This window comes from Formosa sediminum (assembly GCF_007197735.1).
In the GTDB taxonomy this organism is placed as follows: domain Bacteria; phylum Bacteroidota; class Bacteroidia; order Flavobacteriales; family Flavobacteriaceae; genus Formosa; species Formosa sediminum.
Genome location: NZ_CP041637.1, coordinates 646,693 through 659,170 on the forward strand (window position 1 = coordinate 646,693; position 12,478 = coordinate 659,170).

Here is a 12,478-nt window from a genome sequence, read left to right on the forward strand (position 1 = left end):
TTAATTTTTAATACATTATATAAATTCTCATTTAAAACTATTGGTTCTCTATTTTAATTCTAATTAACACACCTTTTTTTGTAGTTTTGACATTCTAGTAAAATCAAAATCATGTCAGAACAAAAACGTCTATTTTTAGTTGATGCATACGCCCTTATTTTTCGTGGCTATTATGCTTTTATAAAAAACCCAAGAATTAATTCTAAAGGTCTTGATACCTCAGCCATTTTAGGGTTTACAAACTCTTTATTAGACGTGATTAAACGTGAACGCCCAGACCATTTGGCTGTATGTTTTGATAAAGGCGGTAGTACCGAACGCACCGAAATGTTCGAGGCTTATAAGGCCAATCGCGATGCTACACCAGAAGCTATAAAAATTGCCATTCCCTATATTTGCAATATTTTAGAAGCCATGCACATTCCTATCATGGTTAAAGAAGGATACGAAGCAGACGATGTTATTGGAACGCTTGCTAAAAAAGCAGAACTGGAAGGCTACCAAACCTTTATGGTAACCCCAGATAAGGATTTTGCCCAATTGGTCTCTGAAAATATTTTTATGTATCGTCCTGTGTTTGGTGGTGGGTACGAAACTTGGGGGATACCAGAAGTTTTGAAAAAATTTGAAATAGAACGCCCAGAACAAGTTATAGATTACTTAGGAATGATGGGAGATTCATCAGACAATATTCCTGGTCTTCCTGGTGTAGGCGAAAAAACAGCCAAAAAATTCCTTGCCCAATACGGTAGTATGGAAAATCTTTTAGCCAATACCCACGAGCTAAAAGGAAAAATGAAAGAGAAAGTAGAGGCTGCTAAAGAACTTGGATTATTATCTAAGAAATTAGCCACTATTATGTTAGATGTTCCTGTAGAGTTTGATGCTGAAGATTTCGAGATGTCGCATCCTGATATCGAGGCGGTAAAAAACATTTTTCAAGATTTAGAATTTAGACGCCTTGCAGATAGTTTTGAAAAAATATTTACAGTGCAAACCGAAACTTCAAATGCACAAACTGCATCTCAAGCTGCACCTGCAACGACAGAAACATCTACTGCTGGCGCCGGACAATTTTCTTTATTTGGCGCAGACCCAGCAACACAAACAGACACAACTTCAGAATACCCTAATCAAAGAAAAACGGCAGAAACTACACCTCATTTTTACCAAAGCGTAGCAACTGGCATGGCAACAAAACTCTTCATTAAAAATCTAATGAAGCAAAACAGTGTATGTTTCGATACAGAAACTACGGGTTTAGATCCGCTTACTGCAGAATTAGTAGGAATTGCTTTTTCTTGGGAAACCGGAAAAGGATTTTACTTACCATGTCCAGAAGATAAAACCGAAGCTCAAGAGCTTATCGAACAATTACGACCGTTTTTCGAGTCGGAAGACATTCAAAAAATTGGTCAGAATTTAAAATACGATATCAAAGTTTTAGCCAAATACAACATAGAGGTTAAAGGTAAACTCTTCGATACCATGTTAGCGCATTATCTTATTAATCCGGATATGCGACACAATATGGATGTTTTAGCAGAAACCTATTTAAATTATACGCCAATAACCATTACAGAACTTATTGGTAAAAAAGGAAAAAATCAGTTATCTATGCGACAAGTGCCTCTAGATAAACAAACGGAATACGCGGTTGAAGATGCTGATATTACCTTACAACTCAAAGAGCATTTTGAAAATGAATTGGGCCAGGCTAATACCCAAAAATTATTTGATGATATCGAAATACCTCTACTTCGCGTGCTTGCCGACATGGAATTGGAAGGTATTAATTTAGATGTGCCTTTTTTAAACGAGTTAGCTACAGCCTTAAACAACGATATTGCAACCCTGCAAGACAACATATTTACCGCGGCTGGCGAAGAGTTCAATATCGCATCGCCTAAACAATTGGGTGATATTTTATTTGGCAAAATGAAACTGGTAGACAAACCTAAAAAAACCAAATCTGGACAGTTTGCGACTTCCGAAGATATTTTATCGTACTTAGCAAAAGACCACGATATTATTCAGCATATATTAGATTACCGCGGACTCGCTAAATTAAAAAGCACTTATGTAGACGCTTTACCGTTACAAGTAGAACCGTCTACTGGTCGCGTGCATACAGATTATATGCAAACCGTTGCCGCTACCGGACGTTTAAGTAGTAACAACCCGAATTTACAGAATATTCCAATTCGTACCGAACGTGGTCGGCAAGTGCGTAAAGCCTTTATCCCTAGAAATGAAGACTATACGTTATTAGCTGCCGATTATTCCCAAATAGAACTTCGTATTATTGCCGCATTGAGTCAGGAAGAAACCATGATTGAAGCCTTTAAAAATGGCGAAGACATTCATGCCTCGACTGCAGCCAAAGTTTTTGGTGTCAATTTAAAAGACGTAACAAGAGAGCAACGTAGCAATGCTAAAACGGTTAACTTCGGGATTGTATATGGCGTATCGGCTTTCGGATTAAGCAACCAAACCAATCTGTCGCGAAGCGAATCTAAAGACCTTATTGATACCTATTACAAAACCTACCCAAAACTGAGAACCTATATGAGTGAGTTGGTCGATTTTGCACGCGATAACGGCTACGTACAAACCGTACTAGGCCGCCGACGTTATTTAAAAGACATCAACTCCAGAAATGCAGTAGTTCGTGGAGCCGCAGAACGAAATGCCGTAAATGCCCCTATTCAAGGAAGTGCTGCCGATATTATAAAACTAGCCATGATTAATATTCATGAAAAATTAAAGGCAGGTCAGTTTAAAACCAAAATGCTATTACAAGTGCATGATGAATTGGTGTTCGACGTATATAAACCAGAATTAGAAACCATTAAAACACTGGTTAAAACAGAAATGGAAAATGCGTTTAAACTCGATGTCCCTTTAGATGTTGAATTAGACACAGGCGATAACTGGTTGGAGGCACATTAAACAGAACAAAACATACTTTAGTTATATCGAGATTAAATAATATATTTTTAAAAACAAATATTAATAAACCTTAAAGAAATTACCCTTTAAGGTTTATTAATATTTACAATAGCCTCGAGATATTATTCAATAATATTTAACTATACCGTTAATATTTTTTACTTAAAAATAAAAAAAATCTACCTATTAAAAAAAGACTTTAAGTTTTGATATCGGGTTTGTCTCTCTATGTTTATACCCATGATACAAGCTACTTAGCACTAAAAGTATTGCTGCACCTAAGGCTGTATTGGCGACAATAGCATTTGTATTGGTGTTAGCCACATAAATAGCCACTAATGCCCAAGCTCCTACTAAAGCAAATTCCCTCATATTACGTGTCCAAGTCACGATTAAATTTATAGCTGTAGCAATAGCAATAACACTCAATGCCCAAAAGGTTGGAGAGAGTCCAAAGCCATCCCAATTGTATTTTACGAGCACGGCAGATACATTGGCTATGCTCGCTACTGTAATCCAACCGCTATACATTACAAAAGGCCACCACAAAAAAGCAATTACAGAAATTGGAGCGTCGTACAATTCCATTTTATTTTTTAAAACAATTTGGATTAACGCAAAGAGTAATACAAAAATAAATACAGAAGATAACAAGGTATATTCATAAATCCATGCCACAATCCATAAACAATTAGCAATACACGATAACACAAACCACCAACCTGTTTGTAACACAAAATCATCGTCTCTTACTGTGGTAAACAATCCTCGCCCTTGATAAATAATAAACCCCAGTACTAACAAGTAAATTATACCCCAAATAGTAAACGCGTAACTAGCAGGAGTAAATAAAGTCGTGTAATGTTTAGAAACTTCACCAATTGTAGTATTATTTAATATGCCTGTATTAGAGAGATAGTTTAAAATAACCATACCTGTAAAACTAAATGCATTTGCTATTTGTAGTTGTGTTTTCATACCTATCAATTTATAATATAAAACTATTATAATCTCACTTAATATTTATCTTCTTGTAATTGTATAGTAAAAAGGATTAGACCTTATAAAATCTAACCCTTTAAGTTATTGTACTAAGAGCACTTTGCTTTAGGCGGTTTGCGTCTCGTGCTTACCTTCTTTAATTTCTTCTATAAGTTTTGCATTAAAAGCTGGTAAATCTTCTGGCGAACGACTAGTTACTAAACCTTGATCTACAACAACTTCTTTATCTACCCACTCTGCACCAGCATTAATAATGTCGGTTTTTATAGAATGGAAAGAGGTTACTTTTCGGCCTTGTAACACATCTGCTTCTGCCAATAACCACGGTCCATGGCAAATAGCAGCTACCGGTTTATGGTTTTCAAAAAACGACTTTACAAAACTAACAGCCTTATCTTCTCGACGTAGTAAATCTGGATTTATTACACCACCAGGTAGAACAAGAGCGTTATAATCAGATTGCGATACTTGATCTAAGGTTTTATCAACTTTATAACTGTCTCCCCAATTACCATCTGCCCATGCTTTAATATCTCCAGACTCTAAAGATACGATATGTACTTCTACCCCTGCTTCTAACAAAGCATCTTTAGGCGATTTTAATTCACTTTCTTCAAATCCGTTCGTTGCTAAAATAGCAACAGTCTTATCTTTTAAATTTTCCATTTTAATTCTTTCTAATATGTATTAAACTTTACGATAGGGAGTATTTATTTAGGAGTACTAAAAAACAATTCGACCATATAATCCTTTCGTTTTGTGTATTACAAAGGTCAAAAACATGACGCGCTTGCATTGATGCGTTTGATAAAAAAGTGAACGCAAATAAAAAAGTCACTCCATAAAATGACTATTTCTATATACCGACAACTCTAAACCTATACTTATCAATATTTAAGCAGAAAAAGTTATGGTAATTGTAGATATAAACACATTCAGAAAAAATAAAATGCAAATTTTACTAATTAGAATTTAAAACAAAAACCCCATAAGCTAGACTAACATGGATGTCTTTAAATATAGAAGCGAAAACGACATATTGTAAGTTTATAATAGGTTACATAAATCTAAATTCCATACAGCTAATGAGCTCGTAAATAATTATCTTTAGGGACAAACTAACCCAAATTTAAAATGAAAACACCTATATTCAAATTCATCCTTTTACCCCTGTCCTTTTTTCTGTTTTTTAATATATCTTCAGCTCAAGAAAATTTCTTATCTGGCTACGTCGTTTCAACTACAGGAGACACGATTTCTGGTTATATCGATATTAAAGATTGGAAAACAAACCCTAAAGAAATAACCTTTAAAAAGGAATTAAATCAAAATCCAATTATATACGACACTTCGTCTATAAAATATTTTAACGCGCAAGACAATGCATATATAAGCGCAATTGTAGATATAGAAATAAGCTCTAGAGATATTCAAAATTTAAAAAATGATGCAAATTTAAAATTAGAAAAAAGAGACGTGTTTCTAAAAGTTTTAATAAACGGGAACAAGAGCCTTTATTACTATAAAGATGAGCACAATAAAACTAATTTTTATATCAAAGAGAATGATAAATTTATACTCCTAACACATAAAACCTACTTAAAGGAAACTATTAATATTGTAGAAAATAACCAATACAAAGGGCAACTAATTTTTTATCTTAATGATTGTAAAAACATCCAATCACAAATTAATAATGCAACTTACACACAAGAAAGCTTAACCTCTGTTTTTGAAAAATATTATAAATGTATAGGTTCAGAAATAGACTTTAAAAGTACGAAGGAAAAAACAGCGCTAGAATTTGGTATTGTTGCAGGAATTACGAACACTAATCTAAAGTTTAATAATGAAAAACACAGTATCTATTTAAATGGAGATTATGCCTCATCTACCAATTTAGCAGCAGGATTATTTCTAGATATTGTCTTTCCTAAAAACAATAACAAATGGTCTATCCATAACGAATTATTATACACGTCTTACAGCACGAAAAACACCTATATAGATTACGATACCACAGACACGTATTCCTCATACAATTCTGAAATTGGACATACATTTATAGAATTAAATAACCTTTTACGTTACACGCAACCGTTAGGTAAATTATCTGTATTTTTAAACGGTGGAATATCTAGTGGTTTTGTAATAAGTGATGAAAACTATTTAAAAGCAGAACGCCACAACTACTCTAATGTAATTATAACAGAAGCTGAAGCAACACCAAACTCAAGTACTTTTGAATTTGGATTTTCACTAGGAACAGGAATAACCTACCAAAACATAGGATTAGATATAAGATACAAATTTTCTAAAGGAGTCTTTTCTCAATTTGATTCTAAAATCAATAGATTATACGTACTCTTGAGTTATAAAATATAATAGTAAAAAAAAACACAGCCGCTTTTAATTCAGAATACTAAAAGAAAATCAGATTAATAGTGTACCATACATAAATAGAATTAAGAATATCATGTTAAAAAAAATAATAGGAATAGAACCCTTAGGATTAATTCCATCTGCCAATAAGAAACTAGAATCGTTTTCAGAAACCCTAACACTGTACACAGACAAACCAACTAGCGATACCGAGATTGTAAAACGCATTGGTAATGCAGATGCTGTGCTATTAAGCTATACTACAACACTTACTAAAGACATCCTAGAACAATGCCCCAATATTAAATACATTGGTATGTGTTGTTCGTTATACACTCCAGAAAGTGCCAATGTAGATATTAACTATGCCAATTCGCAAGGAATTACTGTAACAGGTATTCGGGATTACGGAGACGAAGGTGTTGTAGAGTATGTGATTAGCGAGCTGGTACGTTGTTTACATGGTTTTGGCACAACCGCTAACGGTGTACAAAGACAACCTTGGAGTGGCATACCTCGTGAAATTACAGGATTAAAAGTTGGCATTGTAGGTTTGGGCAAATCTGGAGGTATGATTGCAGACGGTTTACATTTTTTTGGTGCTAAAATTTCTTATTATTCAAGAAGCGAAAAACTAGAGGCTAAAGCTAAAGGTTATACGTTTTTACCATTAGACCACTTGTTAGAAACTAACGAAGTTATTATAACTTGTCTGAACAAAAACACCATTTTATTACACGACTATGAATTTTCTAAATTAGGAAACCATAAAATATTATTCAATACCGGACTATCTCCTGCTTGGGATGACAACCCTTTTATAAAATGGTTAGAAGCAGATAACGCATTTTTTTGTGATACTTTTGAAGCCTTAGGTAATCAGGATCTTTTAAAATTACCTAATGTAAATTGCTTTGGAGTATCATCTGGAAGAACGCAACAAGCTTTTGTAAGATTGAGTGAAAAAGTTTTAGCAAATATTGATTCGTATTTAAATACCTAACTAAAAACAAAAGCCATCCTTTTAGGATGGCTTTATACTTATATAAAAATGTAAAATTAACTCAACGCTTCAGATACTAAGTAATAAAATGCTGGCCTACTTTTCATTTTAATAGCCGACATTTTTTCTGCCACACTAGCAATTGCAGCCATTGCTTTTTCCTTATCCTTAATGCCTAATTTTTTTTCTACAAAATTACGACGAACAGTTTCTAGTTCAGAAGCATCTGTACCAGATACTAAAACAGCATCTTTATTGTTCACCATAGTTTTTAAACTATTAACATATACTTCTAGTTTTTCTTCATCTATGTTACTTACTCCACAATCGGTTAATTGTTTTAAAGCTGTTTCTTTTAATTGAGCTAATTTTGATTTAAGATCACTCATGGTTTAAATTTTAAAAAATTATTGATTCATTAAATTATTATGTCAGTAAGTTAAAAAAATATTTATTAAAGTGCTTTATATTCGTCTAAATTAATTATAAAAAATACTATTTAAGAAAACTTATATTTGTGTTTCATGAAACTCATAACCTATTAAAACATAAGCGAATTGCTTTTAAACCGTAATAACCTTTCAACTGTTTTATATATTGGATATACACTACTAGTGTTTCAAAACATAAGTTTTGGACAACAAGCTAGTTATAAGTTTAACAATTTTGGTAACCGCTCCATGCTACTTTCCGGAAATGTAACCGGAAGTGTTACAGATTTAGGTTTAGCATATTATAATCCGGCAAGACTTACAGAATTAGAAAATACAGGGTTTGCTATAAATGCCAAAGCTTATCAGTTTACTTCAATATCATTAACTAATACATTTGGAGAATCGTCTAAAGTATCTAATAACGATTTTGATGGTGTACCGTCCATGGCCGGTGCAACGTTTAATTTATTCGGAACCCGTTTTGCCTATTCATTTCTTACTCGTATAGACACAAATTCAGATATTAATTACACTACAAATACCCCAGGTAACAATTTAAATATAAGCTATCCAAACAACCAATATTATTTAGGAGCTTATAATTTAAAATCTAAAATTAGAGACGAATGGATGGGATTAACTTGGGCTAAAAAATTTGGAGACAGATTAAGCATTGGAATATCTATGTTTGGATCGGCCTACAAGTTTACAGAAGGAAGCACTTTAAGTCATACACTTAAATTAGAAGATGATAGTACTGCCTTATATCAAAAAATAGTGGGCTTCACCCAACAGTCTTATGGATTTATTTTTAAACTAGGAGCCAATTACAATTTAAAAAAAGCAGATATTGGTTTAAACATTAGTTAACCTTATTTAGAAATTTTTAATGATGCACGCTTTACATATAAAGATGCTGTTTCCGGCTTAGGTGCAGGACAAGATCGTTTTATTATTACGATATAGAACAATTAAATGCCAAACGAAAAGAACCTTTGTCTATTTCTATAGGCACAGGAATTCCGCTAGATAAAAATAAAATCCATATAAATATAGACTATGTAAGTGGCATATCTACATATAAGCGTATTGCTTTACCTTCACTAGATTTAGGAGCAGATCAATTAACTGTTATGCATTTTAATGAAAGCAGAAAATCCGTATTTAACTTTGGTGCAGGTTCAGAACTTTTTATAAATGAAACACTAAAATCGTTTGCAGCATTTTCTACAGACTTTAACGGATTTAAAACTAACGCAAACATTTTAGATTTATCTAATCCCGATTACGAAGGTTCTAGTATAGGCGACGACTTTTTACATTTTAGTTTTGGAGTAGACTGGAAATTAAAGTGGGCAAACACCATATTGGGTGTCACTTACGCCGGAGGATCTGGTCCCGCATCAAATCCATTAGAATTTAATACCAATACTATTGGAACTACTACACACTTAGATTCTAAGGCTAAATTTACACGCTGGCAATTTGTAATAGGCATAGAAGTTCCGTTCTCTAACGAAAAAATAAAGACCGTTATTAAGTAATCTAAAATTTACTTACAACTCTTAATATTACAAAAAAGTATAGGTTGTAAATTATAATTTAGATCACATTACAAACTGTTAATTTTTAAACACAAATTAAATAACTGACGCTCAGTAAATAAAATTTACGTCATACTATTTGGTAATCAAATAGATTATCGTAAATTTGCAAACTCTTTTTAAGAGAGGAATGTTTAATAAATAAAATTAATTAGTGTGGATACATTAAGCTACAAAACGATTTCAGCCAACAAAGCTACTGTTACTAAAGAGTGGGTTTTAGTTGATGCTGAAGGTCAAAGTTTAGGTCGTTTAGCTTCTAAAGTTGCAAAACTTATTAGAGGTAAACACAAACCTAATTTCACACCACACGTTGATTGCGGAGATAACGTAATAGTTATTAATGCAGAAAAAATCAACTTAACAGGAAACAAGTGGAATGACAAAACGTACATTCGTCACACAGGTTATCCAGGTGGTCAAAGAAGTTTAACTGCTACAGAATTGTTTGGAAAAGATCCAGCAAGGTTAGTAGAAAAATCAGTAAAAGGAATGTTACCTAAAAACAAATTAGGTGCAAGTTTATTCCGTAATCTAACTGTTGTTTCTGGTACAGCTCATGCTCATGAAGCTCAAAAACCAAAAACAATCAACTTAAACGAATTCAAATAATGGAAGTAATTCACAAAATTGGCCGTAGAAAGACGGCTGTTGCTCGTGTTTATGTTGCCCAAGGAGAAGGTAAGATAACAGTGAACAAAAAAGACGTGGCGGATTATTTTAGTACTGCAACTTTACAGTACAAAATAAACCAACCTTTAACCATGACTAACAATGATGGCAACTTTGATATTACAGTAAATGTATATGGAGGTGGTATTACTGGTCAAGCAGAAGCAATCCGTTTAGCAATTTCTCGTGCTATGTGCGAATTAGATGCAGAAAACAGATTAATTCTTAAGCCAGAAGGTTTATTAACTAGAGACCCTAGAATGGTTGAACGTAAGAAATTCGGTCAGAAGAAAGCGCGTAAGAAATTCCAATTCTCGAAACGTTAATATTATCATCCTCAACTCGATTGAGAATCGCTTGTTAGCACTCTCAATCTGGTTGAATGTTTTAAAATTTAAAAATAAGTTATTGTTGTCCGAGTGTAAAAACCGGATTTAGTTTAGCATCTAAATGCAGCCAACAGCCCAAAGCATAATGCTTAAGCCCAATGGAACATTGCTAATTCAACAGAACGTAAACTATTACAAAATGGCAAAAGTAGAAGTAAAAGAATTACTAGAAGCAGGTGTACACTTTGGTCACTTGACTCGTAAGTGGGATCCAAACATGGCTCCTTACGTATATATGGAACGTAATGGTATCCATATTATCAATTTATACAAAACTGCAGCAAAAATTGATGAAGCTGGTGAAGCTTTAAGCAAAATCGCTGCTTCAGGACGTAAAATCCTTTTTGTTGCAACAAAAAAACAAGCTAAAGACATCGTATCAGAAAAAGCTGGCGCAATTAACATGCCTTACATTACTGAAAGATGGCCTGGTGGAATGTTAACTAACTTTGTAACTATTAGAAAAGCTGTTAAAAAAATGGCTTCTATTGATAGAATGAAGAAAGATGGTACATTCATGACCTTATCTAAAAAAGAACGTTTACAAGTAGATCGTTTAAGAGCTAAGTTAGAGAAAAACTTAGGTTCTATTAGCGACATGACGCGTTTACCAGGAGCTTTATTTGTAGTAGACATTAAGCGTGAGCATATCGCGATTAAAGAAGCACAAAAATTAAACATTCCAATCTTTGCAATGGTAGATACTAACTCTGACCCACGTCAGGTTGATTTCGTGATCCCTGCAAACGACGATGCTTCTAAATCTATCGATAAAGTATTATCTCACGTAACTGGTGCTATTGCAGATGGTTTAGCTGAGCGTAAAGCTGATAAAGATTCTAAAGATGCAGCGAAAGCTGACAAACCTTCTGCTGCTAAAGCGAAAGCAACTAGTACTGAAGAAGAGGAATAAACAACAAATAATCATTACATAACATAAATAAGTCGTTTAGTTCTTTTCTTTGCAGAAAAATAATTGAACGACTTTTTTTAACTCATATTACTTAGAAATTATGGTAAAAGTAACAGCCGCAGAGGTAAACAAACTAAGACAAGCTACTGGAGCAGGAATGATGGACTGTAAAAAAGCGTTAGTTGAAGCTGAAGGAGATTTCGATAAAGCGATCGATGTATTACGTAAAAAAGGACAGAAAGTTGCTGCAAACAGAGCAGATAGAGATTCTAGTGAAGGTGCTGCTGTAGCAAAAGTAAACGATACTAACACTGTAGGTGTATCTATAGTATTAGGTTGTGAAACTGACTTTGTTGGTAAAAACGAAAACTTCGTTGCATTAGCAAATAAAATTGCTGATATCGCATTGACTGTTAACACTAAAGAAGAACTTTTAGCTGCAGATATCGATGGTCTTACTGTTGCCGATAAATTAGTTGAACAAACTGGTGTTATTGGTGAAAAATTAGAGATTAAAGATTACTCTAAATTAGAAGCTCCTTACGTAGGTTCTTATGTACATATTAACAAAATCGCTGCTTTAGTAGGACTTTCTGCTGCTACTGATAAAAGCGAAGTATTAGCTAAAGATTTAGCAATGCAAGTAGCTTCTATGGGAGCTTCAACTTTATCTTACAAAGATTTCGATCCTGCTTTCGTAGCTTCAGAAACAGAAGCTAGAATTGCTGTAATCGAAAAAGATAATATCGAATTAGCACGTTTAGGTAAAACATTAAAAAATGTACCTAAATACATCTCTATGGCTCAAATTACACCTGAAGTATTAGCGCAAGCTGAAGAAGATGCTAAAGCAGAATTAAAAGCTGAAGGTAAACCAGAACAAATTTGGGATAAAATTATTCCAGGTAAAATGGAGCGTTTCATTTCAGACAACACTACTTTAGACCAAGAACAATGTCTATTAGACCAAAACTTTATCAAAGACGAAAAAGTTAAAGTTGGTAAATATGTAGAGTCTTTCGACGGTATTTCTGTAACAGGATTTACACGTGTTGCTTTAGGATAATATAAAATATACTGATATCTTTTCAGTAAAAACATTAAAAGTCATTACTCTACTCTAGAGC

General features: G+C 33.5%; 12 protein-coding genes. 9 read left to right on the forward strand and 3 right to left on the reverse strand.

Annotation, left to right across the window (positions count from 1 at the left end):
* Positions 1-111: 111 nt before the first annotated feature.
* Positions 112-2,952 (forward strand): DNA polymerase I, encoded by a 2,841-nt coding sequence (gene polA / locus FNB79_RS02940; RefSeq protein WP_143379878.1) that lies wholly within the window; start codon positions 112-114, stop codon positions 2,950-2,952.
* Between the two features lie 186 nt (positions 2,953-3,138).
* Here the strand turns inward: polA and FNB79_RS02945 are convergent, their stop codons facing one another.
* Positions 3,139-3,930, reverse strand: coding sequence for a tryptophan-rich sensory protein (locus FNB79_RS02945; protein ID WP_143379879.1), 792 nt, complete (start codon positions 3,928-3,930; stop codon positions 3,139-3,141).
* Between the two features lie 129 nt (positions 3,931-4,059).
* On the reverse strand, positions 4,060-4,620 hold the full coding sequence (locus tag FNB79_RS02950) for a type 1 glutamine amidotransferase domain-containing protein (protein ID WP_143379880.1): 561 nt from the start codon (positions 4,618-4,620) through the stop codon (positions 4,060-4,062).
* Positions 4,621-5,088: 468 nt separating this feature from the next.
* Here FNB79_RS02950 and FNB79_RS02955 point away from each other — a divergent pair, with 468 nt between their 5' ends.
* Positions 5,089-6,339: a porin family protein gene (locus tag FNB79_RS02955; protein ID WP_143379881.1), complete on the forward strand. Its 1,251-nt coding sequence runs from the start codon at positions 5,089-5,091 to the stop codon at positions 6,337-6,339.
* Positions 6,340-6,430: 91 nt separating this feature from the next.
* Positions 6,431-7,339 carry an NAD(P)-dependent oxidoreductase gene (locus FNB79_RS02960; protein ID WP_143379882.1) on the forward strand — a complete coding sequence of 303 codons (909 nt, stop codon included), beginning with the start codon at positions 6,431-6,433 and terminating at the stop codon, positions 7,337-7,339.
* A gap of 56 nt (positions 7,340-7,395) precedes the next feature.
* Here FNB79_RS02960 and FNB79_RS02965 read toward each other — a convergent pair whose 3' ends face one another.
* Positions 7,396-7,728, reverse strand: a complete 333-nt coding sequence (locus tag FNB79_RS02965) for a DUF2853 family protein (protein ID WP_143379883.1) — start codon at positions 7,726-7,728, stop codon at positions 7,396-7,398.
* Positions 7,729-7,896: 168 nt separating this feature from the next.
* On the opposite strand from FNB79_RS02965, the gene FNB79_RS02970 reads away from it, so the two are divergent.
* From FNB79_RS02970 to tsf, 6 genes are all read left to right on the forward strand, one after another.
* Complete coding sequence (locus tag FNB79_RS02970) at positions 7,897-8,643, forward strand: hypothetical protein (protein WP_143379884.1); 747 nt, start codon at positions 7,897-7,899, stop codon at positions 8,641-8,643.
* Between the two features lie 125 nt (positions 8,644-8,768).
* Positions 8,769-9,317, forward strand: a complete 549-nt coding sequence (locus FNB79_RS02975; protein ID WP_143379885.1) for a hypothetical protein — start codon at positions 8,769-8,771, stop codon at positions 9,315-9,317.
* Positions 9,318-9,533: 216 nt separating this feature from the next.
* On the forward strand, positions 9,534-9,989 hold the full coding sequence (rplM, locus tag FNB79_RS02980; protein WP_143379886.1) for a 50S ribosomal protein L13: 456 nt from the start codon (positions 9,534-9,536) through the stop codon (positions 9,987-9,989).
* Positions 9,989-10,375 (forward strand): 30S ribosomal protein S9, encoded by a 387-nt coding sequence (gene rpsI / locus FNB79_RS02985; RefSeq protein ID WP_143379887.1) that lies wholly within the window; start codon positions 9,989-9,991, stop codon positions 10,373-10,375. Before rplM ends, rpsI begins: the two co-directional genes overlap by 1 nt.
* A 202-nt stretch (positions 10,376-10,577) precedes the next feature.
* Positions 10,578-11,351: a 30S ribosomal protein S2 gene (rpsB, locus tag FNB79_RS02990; protein WP_143379888.1), complete on the forward strand. Its 774-nt coding sequence runs from the start codon at positions 10,578-10,580 to the stop codon at positions 11,349-11,351.
* A gap of 100 nt (positions 11,352-11,451) precedes the next feature.
* Positions 11,452-12,417 carry a translation elongation factor Ts gene (gene tsf / locus FNB79_RS02995; RefSeq protein ID WP_143379889.1) on the forward strand — a complete coding sequence of 322 codons (966 nt, stop codon included), beginning with the start codon at positions 11,452-11,454 and terminating at the stop codon, positions 12,415-12,417.
* Positions 12,418-12,478: the final 61 nt, after the last annotated feature.